Raw genomic sequence first — 19,528 nt, 5'->3', positions numbered from 1 at the left:
GATCGGGTAGGGGTTTCGTGCGTTATAGCGCACATTACACATTGTGCGTTATAACGCACAAGGCTTTTTAACAGGCAGAGACAATGAGCGATGACGGCATCACCCTGAACCTGCGGGAAATCCGGTCGGCGGCGGGGCTTAGCCTCAGCAAGGCAGCGGAGATTACCGGTGTCAGCAAGGCGATGCTGGGGCAGATCGAGCGCGGCGAATCGAGCCCGACAATTGCCACGCTGTGGAAAATCGCCAAGGGGTTCCACCTGCCGCTGACCGCCCTGATCGGCGAGGCAACCCGGCCCGTCGGGGAGGCTGCCGGGGTCTATGAAACCGTGCAGTTTCCCGGCAGCATCGGAGTCAAGATCGTCTTTCCCTTCGACCCGCTCCTGGGCGCCGAGACCTTTCAGGTCACGCTGAAACCCGGCCAAAGCCACCAGTCGCAGCCGCATGACACCGGGGTGACCGAGGAGGTTTTTGTGCTGCATGGCTCGATGGAGGTGCTGAAGGACGGCGCGTGGGTAGCGCTGGAGGCCGGGCAGGGCCTGCGCTTTGCCGCCGACCAGCCGCACGGCTACCGCAGCCGCGAGACCGGCGCGGCCTTCCTGAACATGCACCATTACCGGCAGGCGGTTCTGACGCAGCGGGACTGATCTGCTTCACTTGTGCAATTTCTCCAGCAGCCCTACCACTTGCGCAAGTGACTGAGTTTGCGGGATTTGGAGCCGGGAATGGATACGCTGCGCGGAAGCCTCCTGATGGTGCTGGCCATGGCGGCCTTTGCGCTGGAGGACATGTTCGTCAAATCCGCAGCCGCCAGCCTGCCGGTGGGGCAGATCCTGATCCTGTTCGGCCTTGGCGGCATGGTCCTTTTTGCTGCGATGGCGCGTGCGCAAGGGCACGCCCCCTGGCACCCGGGCTTTGGCACGCGCCCGATGCTGCTGCGCTCCCTGTCTGAGGTCGCGGGACGCCTGTGTTACACCCTGGCGATTGCGCTGACGCCCTTGTCCTCGGCCTCGGCCATTTTGCAGGCAACACCGCTGGTAGTGGCCGCCGGGGCGGTGGTGTTTTTTGGCGAAACCGTCGGCTGGCGGCGCTGGCTGGCGATCGGGCTGGGCTTTGCCGGGGTGCTGCTGATCTTGCGCCCGGGGCTCAGCGGTTTTGAGCCCGCCTCGCTGTTTGCGGTGGCCGGCACGCTGGGGTTTGCGGGCCGCGATCTGGCCACCCGCGCCGCGCCCAGGGACATGAGCAACAACCAGCTGGGGTTTCTCGGCTTTGCCATGCTGGTGGTTGCCGGTGCGATTGCGCTGGGCTGGACGGGCGGCGCGGTCTGGCCGGCACCGCGCAACTGGCTGGATATCGCGGCGGCAACGGTAATCGGCGTGATCGCCTATAACGCCTTGTCCGGCGCGATGCGGGCCGGTGAGATCTCTGTCATCGCGCCGTTCCGGTATACACGGCTGATCTTTGCCATGGTGCTGGGGGTGCTGGTGTTCGGCGAACGCCCGGATGCGCTGACCCTGATCGGCAGCGCGGTGATCGTGGCCAGTGGTGTTTTCACGCTGCTGCGCAGCCGCAAGGTGTGAGCGCCATCTTGCGCCCGCCGCCCTGCGGCCTTACATCTGCCGCCCATGGCCAAGAAGCAGACATCAGACCCGAACTACAAGGTGATCGCCGAGAACCGGCGGGCGCGCTTCGATTACGCGATCGAGGACGACATCGAGTGCGGCATCATGCTGGAAGGGTCCGAGGTCAAGGCGCTGCGCGGCAACGGCACCAATATCGCCGATAGCTACGCGGCGGTGGAGAATGGCGAGCTGTGGCTGGTGAACTCCTACATCCCGCCGTATGAGCAGGCCAAGGTGTTCAAGCATGAAGAACGCCGCCGCCGCAAGCTCCTGGTGTCGCGCAAGGAACTGGCCGACCTGTGGAACCTGACCCAGCGCAAGGGGATGACCCTGGTGCCGCTGGTGATCTATTTCAACCACAAGGGCCGGGCCAAGATCAAACTGGGCATCGCCAAGGGCAAGAAGCTGCACGACAAGCGCGAAACCCAAGCCAAGCGCGACTGGGGCCGCCAAAAGCAGCGGCTGCTGAAGGACGCCCGGTAACCCCCGGGACGAACGCGCGCAGATCCCTTTCATCTTTCCTAAAATACTCGCGCCGCAGGCCAGCGCCGCAAGGCGCTGATCCGTGGCTGCTGGCTATTGCAGTATCTGACTAAATGAGTCAGATAAACCCTGCCCAGCAGATTCGCTATTGAGTCACGCCCGGTCGGAGACGGCAGCCCGCCTGCTGCCCAAACTTCACCAGGGGAAAGCGAATGAAAGAACCTTCGCATGAGGCCGCGCTGGCGGCGCATGGGTTTGACGCCTTCGAGACCGGGCTGCTGGCGGTCCTGCGGCAATTTCTGCTGAGCCATGAGACACCGGAGAGCCAGGCGTGGCAGCGGGCCTATATGGTGGCGGCGGAGCGCTGGGGCGAGGCCATCGGCCTGCCGGCGGCGCAGGCGCTGATGAAACTGCTGCGGGCGGTGCTGGACTGCCGGGACGGGCGGTTTACTTTCATCGATCCTTTTGACATCGAGCTGCGCGGGACCCTAACGCCGGATGAGGCGGCGCTGTTGCAGATGCTGCACCACATGCGCCGGGACCAGACGCCGGGCGCGCGTGAAGCCGTTGCTGAGGTCACCGGCGGAAAAATGGACCCGCATGTGATCCGGGCGGGCCTGGCATTTGCGCAGCGGTTTTCTGCCGGGCAGGCGGCGGCCCGGCCGGAAGCGCCGCGCTTGCGGGTGGTGGCCTGAGGCTTTGGGACGCGGCAGGCAGGACCTGCCGGATTACTGATGGCTGGTGATGTATTCCGTGATCTTCTCCCGGCCCAGCAGGCGCTTGCGCGACGCCAGCGAGGGGCCGGCAAAGACGATCCGCAGGCTGTCGATCTCCAGCAGCGGCGGCAGCGCCGCAGCGGGCAGGCCGATCACCCGCAGAATCGCCAGCTTCCTCAAGCCGGTCAGCGGCGTCAGGTCGCGGATGCCGGTCCCGGATATGCTGAGCTCCCACAGGTCGTCCATGCCCTGGACCCCGTCCAGCTCCGCGACCGCGGTGTTGGTCAGCGAAAGCTCGCGCAGGTTCTTGCCCGCCAGCGGTTCCAGGCTGGCGACTGCGGTGCCTTTCAGGGTCAGCTTGCGCAGTGCGCTCAGATCCGCCAGCGGGGCGATGTCGCTGACTTGGGTGCCGTCCAGCGCCAGTTCATTCAGGCTGGCCGCATCCGCGATCGGCGCCAGCTCCGCGACCGGCGTGTCCGACAGGATCAAGGTTTGCAGCGCCGGCTTGTTTTGCAGCCCTTCCAGGCTTTGCAGCCGGGTGCCATCGGCCCGCAGCATCTCCAGCCGGTCCGAGGCGGCCAGCGCGGCCACGCTTTCGACCGGGCAGTTGGAGATCCAGGCCACCCGCAGATTCGCGGCCGCCAGCGGGCTCAGGTCGGAAACCTGCGTGTTGAAGGCCAGAAAGACCTCCAGGTCTTGCAAGCCCTGCAGCGGGCTCAGGTCGGTGACGCCGGAATCGGCGATGTTCAGGCTTTGCAGCCGCGTCAGGCCGCGCGCAAAGGACAGGTCGGTGACCTCTTTGATTCCCCAGACCGACAGGTGTTCCAGCCCGGTCATGCTGGCCAGCGGGGTGAAATCCGGCGCGTGCACAGAATCAAGGCTCAGCCGCTTAAGCCCCGGCAGCCGGGTGAGCGGTGCGAGGTCCGGCGCGGTGATGCTGACCAGCGCCAGCCGCTCCAGCCCGGGCAGTGCCGCCAGCGGCGACAGGTCGACCGGCGCGTCAAACCGCAGGTCGGCCATCACTGTCAGCTCCCTCAGATGCGTGAACCGTTCCAGCCCCTGCAAGTCCGGCGTATGGCGCCCGATCCTGATCTGTGCCTTCAAGTCATTGTCATTAATACAAGTTTTTCCCATCTCTACGCAGCTTGCACGCAGCGCCTGGGGGCTGGCCAGGGAAAGGAAAACAAGGAGGGCTGAAAGAATGCGTCGAAAACCGGGCATGGCAATACGCCTCTGCAATAACAAGCTCAAACAGTGGTCCCTGTTTATTGCCGGCGCGTTAAAGGCCCGCAAGAATTTTGTAACCGCAGGTAGAGAGCGGGGATAGCTTGCACCGCTGTGCTGCCGGATGTACCCATGGCGCTGTGTGCAGACAGGGAGACGCTTTGATGCAGGACGATCCGAAGACGCTGGTTTCCACGGACTGGCTTGCCGCCCATCTGAAAGACCCGGATTTGCGGGTGCTGGACGCGTCCTGGTATCTGCCGCAGCAGGGCCGCGACGCCCGGGCGGAGTATGAGGCTGCCCATATCCCCGGCGCGCGGTTCTTCGACATTGACGAGATTTCCGACAACCGCTCCGACCTGCCGCATATGGTGCCGCCGGTGGAGAAGTTCATGTCCAAGCTGCGCGCCATGGGCGTGGGCGACGGCCACCAGGTGGTGATTTATGACGGCGCCGGCCTGTTTTCCGCCGCCCGCGTCTGGTGGCTGTTCCGGCTGATGGGCCAGGCCAATGTTGCAGTGCTGGACGGCGGTTTCCCGAAATGGCAGGCCGAGGGCCATCCGGTCGAGGACCTGCCGCCGGTGATCCGCGACCGCCATATGACCGTGCGGGTGCAGAACCACATGGTGCGCGACGTGACCCAGGTCTCTGCCGCGGCCAAGCTGGGCGACCATGAGATCATCGACGCCCGCTCCGCTGAACGCTTCCGCGGCGACGCGCCGGAGCCGCGCGAGGGGCTGCGCGCAGGCCACATTCCGGGTTCCAAGAATGTGCCCTTTGGCCAAGTGCTGAATGAAGACGGCACCATGAAGGATGCCGATGGGCTGCGCGCCGCCTTTGAAGCTGCCGGCGTCGATCTGAGCAAACCTGCAATTACTTCCTGCGGATCGGGCGTTACCGCCGCCATCCTCAGCCTCGCCCTGGAGCGCATCGGAAAGACCGATCATGCGCTTTATGACGGGTCCTGGGTGGAATGGGGTGCCTTCCCGACCCTTCCCGTTGCTACCGGAGAGAACTGAGCAATGTTCGAAACCTTGAAACCCCAGCCCGCCGACAAGATCCTGATGCTGATGCAGATGTATCGCGACGACCCGCGCGCGGACAAGATCGACCTGGGTGTCGGCGTCTACAAGAACGCCGAGGGCGTCACCCCGGTGATGCGCGCCATCAAGGCGGCCGAGCATAAGCTGTGGGAAGAGCAGACCACCAAGTCCTATGTCGGCCTGGCGGGCGATCCGGCCTACTCGGACGCGATGATCAAGCTGATCCTGGGCGATGCGGTGGCGCGCGAAAACATCGCGGCCGCGGCAACCCCAGGCGGTACCGGTGCGGTGCGCCAGGCGTTCGAGCTGATCAAGATGGCCAACCCCAAGGCACGTGTCTTTGTCTCGGATCCGACCTGGCCGAACCATGTGTCGATCCTGAACTACGTCGGCATCGAAACCGTGGTCTACCGCTACTTCGACCGCGACACCCGCGGCGTGAACTTCGACGGCATGATGGAAGACCTGAAGGGCGCTGAGAAGGGCGACGTGGTGCTGCTGCACGGCTGCTGCCACAACCCGACCGGCGCCAACCTGAACGAGGCGCAGTGGAAAGAGGTCATCGCGCTCTTGAATGCGCGCGGCCTGATCCCGATGATCGACATCGCCTATCAAGGTTTTGGCGACGGTCTGGAAGAAGACGCGGTGGGCGTGCGCCTGGTTGCCTCCAGCTGCCCCGAGGTGCTGATTGCGGCGAGCTGCTCCAAGAACTTCGGTATCTACCGCGAGCGCACTGGCCTGTTGATGGCTGTCTCCAACGACGCATCCGCGCAGGCGCTGAACCAGGGCACGCTGGCGTTCCTGAACCGGCAGAACTACTCCTTCCCGCCGGACCACGGCGCGCGTCTGGTGACCATGATCCTGAACGACGACGCCCTGCGCGCCGACTGGGCAGCAGAGCTGGAAGAGGTGCGCCTGGGCATGCTGGGCCTGCGCCAGCAACTGGCGAACGAGCTGCAGCGGCTGACCGGGTCCGACCGGTTCAGCTTCATCGCCCAGCACCGCGGCATGTTCTCGCTGTTGGGCACCACGCCGGAGCTGGTCGAGAAGATGCGGGTGGACAACGGCATCTACATGGTGGGCGACAGCCGCCTGAACATTGCAGGCCTCAACGCGCAGACCGTGCCGGTGCTGGCCAAGGCGATTGTCGACGCCGGCGTTTAAGCCTCAGGTCGCTAACCACGGGTTGCGCCTTGTGGCGCAGCCCGCGTGCTGGCTGCACTCTCCGGCGGGGCGGAATACTTCCAGTCCACATCCTGCCGGCCAATCAAGGTGAATAGTTTTTGGTTGGGCTTGGCATAGATTCCGGCGATTTGCTTCAAGACATTCTCGTCCGGAACGTATTTTTTCAGCGGTGGCCCCCTCAGGATCTTTGAGGCGAACCGCGCGCCCCGCTTGAGCGATTTCACATTCGGAAACGGGTTGAGGTAGTTCAGATAGGCCTGCGAGACCCGGATGGGGGCAAAGGAATTAACTTCCTTCCCAGGGTTCATCTCGGGATGTCCGGGATCAATATCCAGAAACCGGCAGATTTCCATTAAAGTCTTATCCGCAGCGCCTTTGATGTCGGTTTCGGTAATGATCACTTTCAAGCGGCTGCGGTCAAACAGCTGGTAATAGGCCTCGAGGTGTTTCGCATATAGCCCCATGTCGATCAGGCCGTACTTGTCACCCAGATGCGCCTTGCGGCCAAAGACAACATCTTCCAAGTCCCAATACGGTGAAAACTGCCCGCTTCTGCGGTAATGGTTGAAAGCCGAAACCAAGCGGTCTACCGGGTCGCGCAGCACAAAGATCAGCTTGACGTCCGGTAGCAGGCGATGAATGGCCTTGTGGATATCCGGAAGATGGGTGCCAAAGCGGCTTTTGTGGGGGGCCGGTGTAATCCACATGTAGTTGGGAGTTTTTTCGCCAATCGCACGCCGCCCTTTCCCAGGATCGAATTTCCCGCAGTACCAGTCAAAGCCGCGAGCGTAGTTTTCCTTGATATTGAAAAAGTGCAGCTCGCTCCGGGGCAGGTAGGTATCGGGGTGGCGCTTGAGTGCATTCACCAGCCAGGAAGTCGCGGACTTTGGAGCGCCGGCAATAATAAAATTGGGTTTCATATCCGAGCCTCCTTGACCCGCCGCGGGATCTGCCCTCTTCGGAATTGCCTGTCAGCAGCCCGCAGCAAGGCCGGATGATCCGTTCCTCAAAAAACTGCCGTGCCTTCGGGCAGTCGAAGGAACGGCTGTAGCTAACTTGTAAACCAAGGTCATCGCGCCTCTGGGCCAAAGATATAATGCGGAGCGATTCCGTGGCAAGAAACCGGCCGCTGGCTTCTAAGTCCGCCCTTATACACCGGAAACGTGCTGCCAATCCTTGGCGGATGATCTGTCTTGGGCTTGGGCTGCTAAATAGGTGTCTCCTTCCAAACAGAAACGCGGCGCCTGAAGCAGGCGCCGCGCTTTTGATTCAAGGGCTGAAAAGTCAGCTCGGGGAGAACTCCGGATAGGCCTCCATGCCCAGCTCTGCCATGTCGAGGCCGTTGACCTCGTCCTCTTCCTCGACCCTGATGCCCATGGTGGCGCGCAGGATGATCCAGACCACGGCGGAGGCTGCGACGGTGAACACGCCCACCACGGCAATGCCTGTCAGCTGCTTCAGCAGCGTGGCGTCGGGGTTCGAGAGCACCACGGCGACGGTGCCCCAGATGCCGCAGATCAGATGCACCGGGATGGCGCCAACCACGTCGTCGATCCGCAGCTTGTCCAGCATCGGCACCGCAAACACCACGATCACGCCGCCGATGGCACCGATCAGGGTGGCAAGGCCCAGACCCGGGGTCAGCGGCTCGGCGGTGATTGCGACCAGGCCCGCCAGCGCGCCGTTCAGGATCATCGTCAGATCCGGCTTCTTGAACAGCACCTGTGTCAGCACCAGCGCCGCCACCGCACCGCCAGCCGCTGCGGCGTTGGTGTTGGCAAAGATGCGCGAGATATCGGCGACGTCACCGATCGACCCCATGGCCAGCTGCGAGCCGCCGTTGAAGCCGAACCATCCCATCCACAGGATAAAGCAGCCGAGCGTCGCCAGCGCCAGGTTGGAGCCGGGCATCGGGATGGTCTTGCCGTCCTTGTACTTGCCGATGCGCGGACCAAGGATCAGCGCGCCGGTCAGCGCGGCCCAGCCGCCCACCGAATGCACCACGGTGGAGCCAGCAAAGTCCAGGAAGCCCATCTGCTCCAGGAAGCCGCCGCCCCACTTCCAGCTGGCCTGGAACGGGTAGATCACCGAGGTCAGCACGATGGTGAAGATCAGGAACGGCCACAGCTTGATGCGCTCGGCCAGGGTGCCCGACACGATCGAGGCGGTGGCGGCGCAGAACATCAGCTGAAAGAAGAAATCCGAGCCGGTGGACGCGTAGGAATAATCATCCGCCCCTTCTGCGGTGATCCCCACGGCTTCAAGCACGCCGGGGCCGAAGACACCGGACAGGACGCCGTCAACCGCCCAATTGCCCAGCGGATACATTAGGTTATAGCCGATCAGCCAGTAGAAGACGGCGGCCAGCGAAAACAGCGCCATGTTCTTGGTCAGCTGCATCGTGACGTTCTTGGAGCGCACCAGCCCCGCTTCCAGCATGGCAAAGCCTGCGGCCATCCAAAACACCAGGCAGCCGCCGATCAGGAACAGGAGCGAGTTCAGGATGAAAACGGTATCGGTTGCGGGGTTCACGCCCGGGGCGGGGCCGTCCTGGGCCATCGCCAGGCCCGGCAGCGCGGTCAGCGCCAAGGCTGCCAAGGGGAGTTTCAGTTGCTTCATATGTCTTTCCTCCGTGCCGGGCGCGCCTACAGCGCCTCGAGGTTGGTTTCGCCGGTGCGCACCCGCACCGCCTGTTCCACATCCAGAACAAAAATCTTGCCGTCACCGATCTTGCCGGTGCGGGCGGTCTCGGCGATGGCGCTGACGGCCTGCTCGGCCTGATCCGCGGGCACCACCAGCTCCAGCTTCAGCTTCGGCACGAAATTCACTTCGTATTCCGCGCCGCGATAAATTTCCGTGTGCCCGGCCTGCGCGCCAAAGCCCTTGATTTCGGTGACCATCAGCCCGCTCACACCCAGCGAGGTCAGCGCTTCGCGGACCTCGTCCAGCTTGAAGGGCTTGATGGCAGCTATGATCAGTTTCATCTCAGCATCCCCTGCATTTGCTTCACGCCGGCCCCATGCCGATGCATTTCGCACTTGCAGCAAAACCGGCGATGCGAGTCGTGCAAAGAAACGGCCAGCAAGTTTCCGCGCGTCTTTCTGCGAGCGCACAATAATTTTGCGCCTTTTGCCCGCTTCGCTTAAAAACCGGCCATCTGGCAAAGCGGGAAAGGTCCGGATTCTGCCCCTCTACAAACCGCGTCAGGCAGAGTATTGTCGCGGCAAACGGGCAAACCGGGCAGGAAACGACGATGGCTCAAGGATCCGGGCGCAAGCCTCTGGTGGCAGAAAAACGTTATACCGCAGGCGGCAAGGGGAAGCCCTCTGCCGCAAAGACGTCTGCGCGCAAGACACCCGCGCGCAAGGCAAAGAAGTCCGGGCTGTTTGGCCTGTTCTTCCGCAAGAAGACGCGCGCCAGGCCCGCGCCCAAGAAGAAGGGCGTCATCGGTCTGCTGCTGGCGCCCTTTGCCTGGGCGTTCCGGCTGGCCTGGGGGTTCACCTGGCGCATCGGTATGGTGGTCTGCCTGCTGGTCGGCCTGGCGGTGGCCTTTCAGTACCTGAAGCTGCCGGATGTGTCCGCCTATCTGGACGGGCGCGCGCGCGGCTCGGTCACGCTGCTGGACCGCGAGGGCGAGGTGTTTGCCTGGCGCGGCGACCAGTTCGGCGGCGTGGTGACGGCGGACACTGTCTCGCCGCATCTGAAGAATGCGATTGTCGCGACCGAGGACAAGCGGTTTTACCGCCATTTCGGCATCTCGCCCCGGGGCGTTGCCAGCGCCGTGCGCATCAACCTGAGCGAGGGACGCGGGCCGCTGTCCGGCCATGGCGGCTCTACCATCACCCAGCAGACCGCCAAGCTTTTGTGCCTGGGCCGCCAGTACGATCCGGCGGAGTGGAAAAGCGAAAGCGCCTATGAGGCCGACTGCCGCAAAAGCTCGCTGTGGCGCAAGGCGACCGAGGCGGTCTTTGCGCTGGCGCTGGAGGCCAAGTACACCAAGGATGAGATCCTCTCGATCTACATGAACCGCGCCTATATGGGCGGCGGCGCCTATGGGGCTGAGGCCGCGGCGCAGCGCTATTTCGGAAAATCCGCCAATCAGCTGAACCCGGCTGAGGGCGCGATGCTGGCCGGGCTGCTGACGGCGCCCTCGACGCTGGCGCCGACCAACAGCCTGCAGCGCTCGCAGGACCGGGCCGCGACCGTGCTGCGGCTGATGCAGGAGCAGGGGTATCTGACCACGGCGGAGATGAAGCGCAACCAGGACAACCCGGCAGCGCTGAGCGAGGCCGCTGCGGCACGGGCTGGCGGGTATTTTGCCGACTGGGTCATGGACACTATCCCGGATTTCCTGGGCGATCAGACCACCGAGGACGTGGTGATCCGCTCTACCCTGGACCAGCGTCTGCAGGCGGCGGCAGAGGACGCGCTGAAATACATCTTTGAGAACAAGGTCCGCGAAGGCTCCAAGGCGCAGGCGGCGATTGTGGTGATGAGCGCCGACGGCGCCGTGCGCGCCATGGTGGGCGGCCGCAAGACCCGGGTCTCCGGCGTGTTCAACCGCGCGACCCAGGCCAAGCGGCAGACCGGCTCAGCCTTCAAGCCCTTTGTCTATGCCACAGCACTTGAGCTGGGTTACTCCCCTTATGACCGGGTGCTGGACGCAAAATACTGCATGAGCATTCCCGGCTCCGGCCAGTGGTGCCCGGAAAACTATACCCGCAAGTTCTATGGCGAGGTGACGCTGGCCCGCGCGCTGCGGGATTCGCTGAACGTTCCGGCGGTCAAGATTTCCGAGGCGGTGGGGCGGGACAAGGTGAGCCGGGTGGCCCGGGATTTCGGTATCGACAGCGACCTGGCGGCTGGGCCCGCGCTGGCGCTCGGCGCCTCCGAAGCCAGCCTGCTGGAGATGACCGGAGCCTATGCCGGCATCCTCAACGGCGGCTCCTCGGTGACGCCCTACGGCGTGACCGAGCTGAAGCTGGTCGAGGACAACGCGCCCTTGATGGGCGCCAGCGGCGGCATCGGCGAGCGGGTGATCCGCACCGAGGCGGCGCAGCAGCTGGTCTGGATGATGGAGAAGGTGATTGCCGGCGGCACCGGCACGCGGGCGCAGATCCCGGGCTGGCAGGCGGCGGGCAAGTCCGGCACCACCTCCGCCGCCAAGGACGCCTGGTTTATCGGCTTTACCGCGGATTACGTGGCTGGTGTCTGGATGGGCTATGACGACAACACGCCGCTGTCCGGCGTGACCGGCGGCGGCCTGCCGGCCGAGATCTGGAGGGAAACCATGGTGCGCGTGCATGAGGGGCTGGAGCCCAAGCCGCTGCCGATGCTGGAACCCGCCCCGATCGCCCCGCCGCCGCAACAGGTCCGGCGCGAGCGCCGCCGCCGCCAGGGGCCGAATCTTGGCAAGGAACTGGGCCGCGCGGTCGACAATATCCTGCGTGACATTCTGGGCAACTGACGCGGGCGCTCCCGCCTGGCTCAGGCCCCCTTGCGGGGGCCATCGCCAGTCGGGCCCGGCGCCGCGCCCCGGGGGCGCGGCGCACGCCCTGCCCGCGGGGCAGGGCGCCCGGCCCAACGGGTGCAAGGCATCTTTGATGCTGCCGCGGCGGGCGGGAGGGCCGCGCTGAAGGCGCAGCCGGACACGGACCGGCACCACCGCGCGCGGGCCAAAGAAAAAGGCCCCCCGAAGGGAGCCTTTCTTAAATCCGGATACCGGATACTGCGCGGCCTTAGCTCAGCCGGTGCAGCTCGGCAATCAGCGCGTCGATGTCGCCCCGCTTGCTGTCCAGGATCGAGCCGATCTCGGTGCGTTCGGTCAGGAGCAGGTTTACGCCTTCGATGAACATGTTGAAGAACAGGTCGCGGCCGGAGCGGTCCGACACCAGGAACGTCACCTCAAACGGCGACTGGCCCTTGAGGTAGGCAATGGTGCTCACCTCATACCATTTCTTCACCTTCTTGACGCCGGTCACTTCCAGCTTGCCGCCGATGAATTCGCGGAAGCGCTTGCCGTATTTGCGCGAGATGTAGCCCTGGAAGGCCTGGGAGAACGCCCGTTTCTGGGCGGCGGACGCCCGGCGCCCGTCCGCGCCCAGAGCGTAGGCGGCGATATAGGAGGTGTCGCTGTAGCGCTGGAAGATCCGCTCAAAGTCGCGGTACATCGCGCTCTCGCCCTTGCCGGAGGCGATCACCCGGTTGATGTCGGTCACCAGGCTGTTGATCAGCGAGCTGGCGCGGCTTTCGTTCAGCGCCCACAGGGCTTGCGGCGCGGTGGCCAGCACGGCGCCGGCACCAATGATAAATTTGCGGCGGTCCATCTTCAGAATCCTTCGGTGTTCAGTTCGAACGGGTCGATTTCGGTGATCTCTTCGCCTTCGCCCAGCTCGAACCGGCGGTTCTGCAGGTAGATCAGCCGCGATTGCGCATAGCTGTCGGCGCTCTCGTAGAGAATCGAATCGATCGTATCGGAATAGTTGCCACGATCACCCATGCGTCGCACGATTTCCGCATAGATGCTGATGTTGTCGGCAGTATTCTGCTCGACATAACCCAGCGGGTTGGTGAAGAAATCCACTGCGATCCCTGCTGCATCGCGGGAGGTGGAGGGGCCAAAGAACGGCAGCTCGACATAGGCGCCTTCGCCAACGCCCCAAACATGCAGCGTCTCGCCGAAATCGGTATCGACCGGCGGCACGTTAAATTCGCTGGCCGGGTCGGCCAGACCCGCAAAACCCACCGTCGAGTTGATCACGAAGCGCGAAAACGCATTGCCGGCCATCTTCAGGTCGCCCTGCAGCAGCGCGTTGATCATTTGCCCCGGCATCGACAGGTTCTCGGCAAAGTGGGAGAAGCTGGTCACCATCGGCGCGGGCACGATCGCCACATAGCCCTTGGACGCAGGCCGGAACGCCAGACGGTCCACGCCGCGGTTGAAGGCGTGCACGGTGCGGTTGGTTTTCTCGTAAGGGTCGAACACTTCGCCGGCGGCCCGCGCGACCGGATCCTGGCTGGCGCAGCCCGCGGCAAAGGCGGCAAAAATCAGCGCAAATAGAAATTTATGCGGTCGCAACATGTAGGCCATTCGGTTAAGTGTCCAATTGAAACTGGCGCCGGCGCGTGTGGAGGGCACATAAGGGTTCTCCCGCCGTTTTCCAGTCTGATTGCATTTTTTTACCTGCTTGTGTCACAAGTGATACAACCCAGGCCATGATGCATTCCAGCCCTGACCCGAAGCCAAGGAACCACTAGTGCAGTCTGCCCATGAGTAAAAGCGTTTATAAGAATGGTTATGAGGAACTGCGCGCCGTGCGGCAGCAGAGCCGGGGCCTGTACTGGTTCACCGGGATCTTCAGTTTCTTCGTGAACCTGCTGATGCTGACCGGCCCCCTTTACATGATGCAGGTCTATGACCGGGTGCTGGGCAGCCGCTCCGAGGCGACGCTGCTGGCGCTGTCGTTGCTGGTGGTGTTCCTTTACGGCATGATGGGGCTCTTGGATTACGCCCGCGGCCGGATCATGGCACGGGTGGGGGCGCGGTTCCAGGCGGCGCTGGACAAGCGGGTGTTCGACGCGATGATCCGCCGCTCCGCCGTGGCGCAGGACCCGGCCGCGCAAACCGGCCTCAGCGATCTGGAGTCGGTGCAGCGGCTGATTTCCTCGCCGGTGCTGACCGCCGCCTTCGACCTGCCCTGGACGCCGGTGTTCCTGGCGGGCATTGCCCTGTTCCATCCCTGGCTCGGCCTGCTGGCGCTGGCTGGCGGGGCGGTGCTGGTGGTTATTGCTGTCTTCAACCAGCTGTTCACCCGGCTGCCGATGCAAAAGGCCAACATGACCGGCCACAAGGCCAATCTGATGTCCGAGGAGATCCGCAACGAGGCGGAGATGATCCAGTCGATGGGCATGCGCGGCGCCTCCTTCGAGCGCTGGAAGCAGGCCCGTGATGCGGCGCTGGCCGACAGCGTCACGGCCAATGACACCGGCGGCGGCTTCACCACGCTGACCAAGACGCTGCGGCTGTTCCTGCAGTCGGCGATGCTGGGCCTGGGCGCCTATCTGGTGCTGCAGGGCGAGGTGACGCCGGGTGCGATGATTGCGGGCTCGATCCTGATGGGCCGGGCGCTGGCGCCCATCGAACTGGGCCTGGGGCAGTGGCCGATGGTGCAGCGGGCGCTGAAGGGCTGGCACAGCCTGGCGGAGCTGCTGGACAAGGTGCCCGAGGAGGCCGCGCGCACCGCGCTGCCCAAGCCCAAGGCGCTTTTGGAGGTGCAGGGGCTGGCGGTGGTGCCGCCGGGCAGCACCGCGCCGCTGCTGCGCAATGTGAACTTCCGGGTGCAGCCGGGCCAGGCAATCGGGGTGATCGGCCCCTCCGGCTCCGGCAAGTCCACCCTGGCGCGGTCGCTGACCGGTGTGTGGCGGCCTGCGGCCGGATCGGTGCGGCTGGATGGCGCCTCGCTGGATCAATACGCGCCGGACGTGCTGGGCGGGCACATCGGGTATCTGCCGCAGCGGGTGCAGGTGTTTGACGGCACTATCGCGCAGAACATCGCCCGTCTGGAGCAGCAGCCCGATGCCGAAAAGGTGGTGGAGGCCGCCCGCAAGGCGGCTGCGCATGAAATGATCCTGAAGCTGCCCGAAGGCTATGACACGCGGGTGACGGCCTCCGGCGGGCGGCTGTCGGGCGGCCAGATGCAGCGGGTCGGGCTGGCGCGGGCGCTGTTTGACGATCCGGTGATCGTGATCCTGGATGAGCCGAACTCGAACCTCGACAACGAAGGCTCCATCGCGCTGAACCAGGCGATCAAGCAGATCAAGGCGGAGGGGCGCTCGGTGCTGATCATGGCGCACCGCCCGGCGGCGATTCAGGAGTGCGACATGCTGCTGGTGATCGACAAGGGAACCCAGACGGCCTTCGGGCCCAAGGACAAGGTGCTGCAGGAAATGGTTGCGAACCATCAGAACATCCGCCAGGCCACCGGTGCAGGAGGCGTGCGATGAGCAGCGATGGCAACTGGTCCGCGCGGCGGCCGCTGATTATCGGGCTGATCACGCTCGTGGTGCTGGTGGGCGGCTTTGGCTCCTGGTCGGTGCTGTCGTCGATTTCCGGCGCGGTGGTGGCAACGGGCCGCATCGAGGTCGACCGCAACCGTCAGGTGGTGCAGCATCTGGATGGCGGCATCGTCGCGGAAATCCTGGTGGATGAAGGCGACACCGTGCAGGAGGGCGACACGCTGATCCGGCTCGACGCCAATGAACTGACCTCGCAGCTGGTGATCACCGAAGGCCAGCTGTTTGAGCTGATGGCGCGCCGCGGCCGGCTGGAGGCAGAGCGGGACGAGGCGGCGGACATCACCTTTGACGCGGAGCTGCTGAAAGCGTCTGAAACCCAGCCGGACGTTCAGGATCTGGTGGAGGGACAGGAGCGCCTGTTCCAGGCCCGCAGGGCCACCACCGGCCGCGAGATCGAGCAGCTGGAGAAGCGCCGGGTGCAGATCGAAGAGCAGATCCGCGGCGTCCAGGCGCAGCAGCAGTCGATGAAAGTTCAGCTGGAGCTGATCAACGAGGAACTGAGCAACCAGCAGTCGCTGCTCGACCGCGGGCTGGCGCAGGCGGCGACGGTGCTGAACCTGCGCCGCACCCAGGCCAACCTCGAAGGCCAGCTGGGCGAGCTGGTGGCGGCGGAGGCGCAGGCTGAGGGGCGGATCACCGAGATCGACATCGAGATTTTGAAACTGGCCACCGGCCAGCGCGAGGAGGCGATTACCCGCCTGCGCGACCTGCGCACGCAGGAGGTGGAGCTGGCCGAAAAACGCCGCTCGCTGCGGCAGCGGCTGGAGCGGCTGGATATCACTGCGCCGGTGTCCGGGATCGTCTACGGGATGCAGGTGCAGACGCCGCGTTCGGTGATCCGCCCGGCGGATCCGGTGCTTTACCTGGTGCCGCAGGACCGGCCGCTGGTGATTGCGGCGCAGGTGGCGCCGACCGACATCGACCAGCTGCATATGGGCCAGGAAGTGACCCTGCGCTTCTCCGCGCTGGACCAGCGCAGCACGCCGGAGCTGTTCGGCCATGTCACCCAGGTTTCGGCGGATTCGTTTGAGGATCAGGGCAGCGGGGTGTCGTACTACCGCGCCGAGATCGAGCTCAATCCGGGCGAGCGCGAACGCCTGCCGGCCGGCACGGTACTGATTCCGGGGATGCCGGTGGAAAGCTACATCCGCACCGCCGACCGCTCGCCCTTGGCCTATCTGGTCAAGCCGCTGTCCGATTATTTCGTGAAAGCCTTCCGCGAAAGCTGACAGCGGCCGGAAACGGGCCGGTTTCATTGCATGAAGCCGGCGCCCTCCGCCTGCTGCCCCCGAAGGGCGGAAAGCGGCGCGGGGGCTTCGCATTTGCTCTTTCCGAAAGCCGCCGCGCCGGGTAGCGTCCCGGCAAGCAAAGACTCGGAGGAACACGGCCATGAGCATCGAAGCGAAACTGAAAGAGCTGGGGGTGACCCTGCCGGATGCGCCGGCTCCGGCCGCCAACTATGTGCCGTATGTGGTCGCGGGCGATATGGTCTATATCTCTGGCCAGATCCCGTCCGATGAAAACGGGCTGATTACCGGCATCCTGGGCAAAGACATGGATGTGGAGGCCGGCCAGGCCGCGGCCAGGCGCTGCGCCATTGCGCTGCTGGCACAGCTGAAGGCGGCTTGCGGCGGCGATCTGGACCGGCTGGTCCGCGTCGTCAAGCTGGGGGCCTTTGTCAGTTCGACCGCGGACTTCACCCAGCAGCCGCAGGTGGTGAACGGCGCCTCCGATTTCCTGGTCGAAGCGCTGGGCGAGATTGGCCGCCACGCGCGCTCCGCCGTCAGCGCACCGTCGCTGCCGCTGGGCGTTGCAGTCGAAATCGACGGCGTCTTCCAGATCAAATGAGACCTGACCTGCCTGCAGCCTTCCTGAGCGTGCCGCTGGCCCACCGGGCGCTGCATGATGTCGCGGACGGGCGGCCGGAAAACAGCCGCGCGGCAGTCCGCGCGGCGGTGGCCGCGGGCTATGGCATCGAGATCGACCTGCAACTGTCCAGCGACGGCTGCGCCATGGTCTTTCACGACTACGTCCTGGACCGGCTGGCCGAGGCCAGCGGCCCGGTCCGGGCGCGCACCCGTGCGGAGCTGCGCGCCATCCCGCTGAAGGGCGGCGATGGCGAGGGCATCCCGGATCTGGATGAAATTCTGGAGCTGGTGGGCGGCCGGGTGCCGCTGCTGATCGAGCTGAAAGACCAGCACGGCGGAATGGGCATCACCGATGGCGCGTTGGAGCGGGCCGCGGCCAAGGCGCTGGACGGCTATAGCGGGCCGGTGGCGCTGATGTCGTTCAACCCGCATATGGTCGCCGAACTGGCCCGCCTGGCGCCGGAGCGTCCGCGCGGCCTGACCACCAGCGCCTATGATCCGGCGGACTGGCCGGAACTGTCCCGGGCGGTCTGCGATGACCTGCGCGCGATCCCGGATTTTGAACGCACCGGATCGAGCTTTATCAGCCATGAGGCCGGCGATCTGGCCCGGCCGCGGGTGCAGGCGCTGCGCAACGAAGGGGTGCCGGTGCTGTGCTGGACCGTCACCTCCCCGGCGGAGGAGGCCGCGGCCCGCGCCTTTGCCGTCAATGTGACCTTTGAACAGTACCTGCCGCCGCTAACATCTTGATCAGGCTGGACCGCACCCCACATCTGAGAAGTGGTGCGGAGGAAAGGCATGTCCCAGGCGCAAATCGAAATCCGGGTGCTGGCGTCGCTGTCGCAGATCGCGGCGGCGGAGTGGGATGCCTGCGCCTGTCCCGAAGCAGCGGACGGGGGCCGTCCATACGACCCTTTTACCACCCATAGGTTTCTGAGCGCGCTGGAGGACAGCGGCTCTGTCGGGCCGGGCACAGGCTGGCAGCCGCAGTATCTGACCGCCTATCAAAACGGCCGCCTGATCGCCTGCGCGCCGCTTTATGCCAAGGGGCACAGCCAGGGCGAGTACATCTTTGACCACAATTGGGCCCACGCCTATGAGCAGGCGGGCGGGCATTATTACCCCAAGCTGCAGATTGCGGTGCCTTTCACGCCGGTAACCGGGCGGCGGTTCCTGGTGCGCCCCGGGTTTGACGGCATCGGCCATTCGGCGCTGCTGCAGGGCGCGGTGCAGCTGGCGGCGGACAACAGCCTGTCGTCGCTGCATGTGACCTTCTGCACCGCGGACGAGGCGCGGCTGGGCGAGGAAATGGGGCTGATGCTGCGCACCACCCAGCAGTTCCATTGGCAGAACCAGGGCTATGGCGATTTCGAGGACTTCATGCGGGCGCTGTCGTCGCGCAAGCGCAAGAACATCCGCAAGGAGCGGATGCAGGCGCAGTGCTTTGGCGGCGAAATCCAGATCTTTCAGGGCAGCAGCCTGCGCCCTGAGCATTGGGACGCCTTCTGGGAGTTCTATCAGGATACCGGCGCGCGCAAGTGGGGCTCGCCGTATCTGACCCGGCAGTTCTTCGATATCGCCCACCGCACGCTGGCGCAGGACATGGCGCTGATTCTGGCGTGGCGCAACGGGCGCTATGTGGCCGGAGCGCTGAATTTCATAGGCCGGGATACGCTTTACGGGCGCTACTGGGGCTGCGTGGAGCACCACCCGTGCCTGCATTTCGAACTGTGTTATTATCAGGCCATAGAATTGGCCATCGCCCTGGGGCTTGACCGGATCGAAGCCGGCGCGCAGGGTGAGCACAAGCTGGCGCGCGGCTATTTACCGTGCCAGACCTATAGCTTGCACTGGATCGGCGATCCCGGGTTTGCCGGGGCCGTCGGACGCTACCTAGAAGCTGAGCGGGCCGCCACCGAGGAAGAAATCGAAATCCTGACCGATTACGGCCCGTTCCGCAAAGCGCATGTGGAGGAGCAAGAATGACGGAAAAACTGTCCGACGCCACCCGCGGCCCGCTGCTGGAGCCGCTGTTCGCCACCGGCTGGGAAATGGTGGAAGGCCGCGATGCCATCACCAAGACCTTCAAGTTCAGCAATTTCGCCGATGCCTTCGGCTGGATGACCCGTGCCGCGATCTGGGCGGAGAAATGGAACCACCATCCCGAATGGAGCAATGTCTACAACAAAGTGACAGTGGTGCTGACCACGCATGACGTGGATGGCATCAGCTCCCAGGATGCCAAGCTGGCGCGCAAGATGGACGGCCTGTACGGCGAGCCGCAGACTTGAGCCGCAGGGCTTGACAGAAAAGGT

The 19,528-nt window shown here is 64.6% G+C and carries 19 protein-coding genes; 13 read left to right on the top strand and 6 right to left on the bottom strand.

Features of this window, described 5'->3' with window-relative positions; genetic code table 11:
* Positions 1–83 precede the first annotated feature (83 nt).
* The 4 genes from R2C4_RS15300 (at position 84) to R2C4_RS15285 (ending at position 2,797) form a co-directional block, all read left to right on the top strand.
* Positions 84–644: a helix-turn-helix domain-containing protein gene (locus R2C4_RS15300; RefSeq protein WP_141891312.1), complete on the top strand. Its 561-nt coding sequence runs from the start codon at positions 84–86 to the stop codon at positions 642–644.
* Between the two features lie 78 nt (positions 645–722).
* Positions 723–1,577, top strand: a complete 855-nt coding sequence (locus R2C4_RS15295; protein WP_141891311.1) for a DMT family transporter — start codon at positions 723–725, stop codon at positions 1,575–1,577.
* A gap of 45 nt (positions 1,578–1,622) precedes the next feature.
* The gene (smpB, locus tag R2C4_RS15290) at positions 1,623–2,102 is read left to right on the top strand and encodes an SsrA-binding protein SmpB (RefSeq protein ID WP_058284901.1); all 480 of its coding nucleotides are present in this window, start codon (positions 1,623–1,625) and stop codon (positions 2,100–2,102) included.
* Between the two features lie 212 nt (positions 2,103–2,314).
* Positions 2,315–2,797 carry a hypothetical protein gene (locus tag R2C4_RS15285; RefSeq protein WP_141891310.1) on the top strand — a complete coding sequence of 161 codons (483 nt, stop codon included), beginning with the start codon at positions 2,315–2,317 and terminating at the stop codon, positions 2,795–2,797.
* Positions 2,798–2,830: 33 nt separating this feature from the next.
* Here the strand turns inward: R2C4_RS15285 and R2C4_RS15280 are convergent, their stop codons facing one another.
* Positions 2,831–3,922: a leucine-rich repeat domain-containing protein gene (locus tag R2C4_RS15280; protein WP_244940735.1), complete on the bottom strand. Its 1,092-nt coding sequence runs from the start codon at positions 3,920–3,922 to the stop codon at positions 2,831–2,833.
* A 284-nt stretch (positions 3,923–4,206) separates the two neighbouring features.
* Between R2C4_RS15280 and sseA the strand changes: the two genes are divergently transcribed.
* Entirely contained in the window at positions 4,207–5,061 is an 855-nt protein-coding gene (gene sseA / locus R2C4_RS15275; protein WP_141891309.1) for a 3-mercaptopyruvate sulfurtransferase, read from the top strand.
* A gap of 3 nt (positions 5,062–5,064) precedes the next feature.
* Positions 5,065–6,249, top strand: a complete 1,185-nt coding sequence (locus R2C4_RS15270; RefSeq protein ID WP_141891308.1) for an amino acid aminotransferase — start codon at positions 5,065–5,067, stop codon at positions 6,247–6,249.
* A gap of 11 nt (positions 6,250–6,260) precedes the next feature.
* Here R2C4_RS15270 and R2C4_RS15265 read toward each other — a convergent pair whose 3' ends face one another.
* The 3 genes from R2C4_RS15265 to R2C4_RS15255 form a co-directional block, all read right to left on the bottom strand.
* Positions 6,261–7,190, bottom strand: a complete 930-nt coding sequence (locus tag R2C4_RS15265; RefSeq protein WP_141891307.1) for a sulfotransferase domain-containing protein — start codon at positions 7,188–7,190, stop codon at positions 6,261–6,263.
* A gap of 364 nt (positions 7,191–7,554) precedes the next feature.
* The gene (locus R2C4_RS15260; RefSeq protein WP_141891306.1) at positions 7,555–8,889 is read right to left on the bottom strand and encodes an ammonium transporter; all 1,335 of its coding nucleotides are present in this window, start codon (positions 8,887–8,889) and stop codon (positions 7,555–7,557) included.
* Positions 8,890–8,915: 26 nt separating this feature from the next.
* The gene (locus R2C4_RS15255) at positions 8,916–9,254 is read right to left on the bottom strand and encodes a P-II family nitrogen regulator (RefSeq protein ID WP_058284907.1); all 339 of its coding nucleotides are present in this window, start codon (positions 9,252–9,254) and stop codon (positions 8,916–8,918) included.
* A 269-nt stretch (positions 9,255–9,523) separates the two neighbouring features.
* Here R2C4_RS15255 and R2C4_RS15250 point away from each other — a divergent pair, with 269 nt between their 5' ends.
* Positions 9,524–11,737 carry a transglycosylase domain-containing protein gene (locus R2C4_RS15250; RefSeq protein WP_141891305.1) on the top strand — a complete coding sequence of 738 codons (2,214 nt, stop codon included), beginning with the start codon at positions 9,524–9,526 and terminating at the stop codon, positions 11,735–11,737.
* Positions 11,738–12,008: 271 nt separating this feature from the next.
* Here R2C4_RS15250 and R2C4_RS15245 read toward each other — a convergent pair whose 3' ends face one another.
* Both R2C4_RS15245 and R2C4_RS15240 read right to left on the bottom strand, forming a co-directional pair.
* Positions 12,009–12,596, bottom strand: a complete 588-nt coding sequence (locus tag R2C4_RS15245; protein WP_141891304.1) for an MlaC/ttg2D family ABC transporter substrate-binding protein — start codon at positions 12,594–12,596, stop codon at positions 12,009–12,011.
* 2 nt (positions 12,597–12,598) lie between these two features.
* Entirely contained in the window at positions 12,599–13,360 is a 762-nt protein-coding gene (locus R2C4_RS15240; protein WP_141891303.1) for an MlaA family lipoprotein, read from the bottom strand.
* 179 nt (positions 13,361–13,539) lie between these two features.
* Between R2C4_RS15240 and R2C4_RS15235 the strand changes: the two genes are divergently transcribed.
* The 6 genes from R2C4_RS15235 (at position 13,540) to R2C4_RS15210 (ending at position 19,504) form a co-directional block, all read left to right on the top strand.
* Positions 13,540–15,273, top strand: a complete 1,734-nt coding sequence (locus R2C4_RS15235; protein ID WP_058284911.1) for a type I secretion system permease/ATPase — start codon at positions 13,540–13,542, stop codon at positions 15,271–15,273.
* Positions 15,270–16,574, top strand: a complete 1,305-nt coding sequence (locus R2C4_RS15230) for an HlyD family type I secretion periplasmic adaptor subunit (RefSeq protein ID WP_141891302.1) — start codon at positions 15,270–15,272, stop codon at positions 16,572–16,574. The genes R2C4_RS15235 and R2C4_RS15230 overlap by 4 nt, the downstream gene beginning before the upstream one ends.
* 160 nt (positions 16,575–16,734) lie before the next feature.
* The gene (locus R2C4_RS15225; protein WP_141891301.1) at positions 16,735–17,193 is read left to right on the top strand and encodes a RidA family protein; all 459 of its coding nucleotides are present in this window, start codon (positions 16,735–16,737) and stop codon (positions 17,191–17,193) included.
* Positions 17,190–17,963 (top strand): glycerophosphodiester phosphodiesterase family protein, encoded by a 774-nt coding sequence (locus tag R2C4_RS15220; protein ID WP_141891300.1) that lies wholly within the window; start codon positions 17,190–17,192, stop codon positions 17,961–17,963. The genes R2C4_RS15225 and R2C4_RS15220 overlap by 4 nt, the downstream gene beginning before the upstream one ends.
* 48 nt (positions 17,964–18,011) lie before the next feature.
* A complete protein-coding gene (locus tag R2C4_RS15215) occupies positions 18,012–19,199 on the top strand; it encodes a GNAT family N-acetyltransferase (protein ID WP_141891299.1) in 1,188 nt (395 codons plus the stop codon).
* Positions 19,196–19,504, top strand: a complete 309-nt coding sequence (locus R2C4_RS15210; protein ID WP_058284916.1) for a 4a-hydroxytetrahydrobiopterin dehydratase — start codon at positions 19,196–19,198, stop codon at positions 19,502–19,504. Before R2C4_RS15215 ends, R2C4_RS15210 begins: the two co-directional genes overlap by 4 nt.
* Positions 19,505–19,528 lie beyond the last annotated feature (24 nt).

The sequence above is a fragment of the Leisingera aquaemixtae genome (genome assembly GCF_006740765.1).
Lineage (GTDB): Bacteria > Pseudomonadota > Alphaproteobacteria > Rhodobacterales > Rhodobacteraceae > Leisingera > Leisingera aquaemixtae.
Note: the sequence above shows the minus strand (reverse complement) of the source record. Positions and strands in the feature narration are given on the sequence as shown.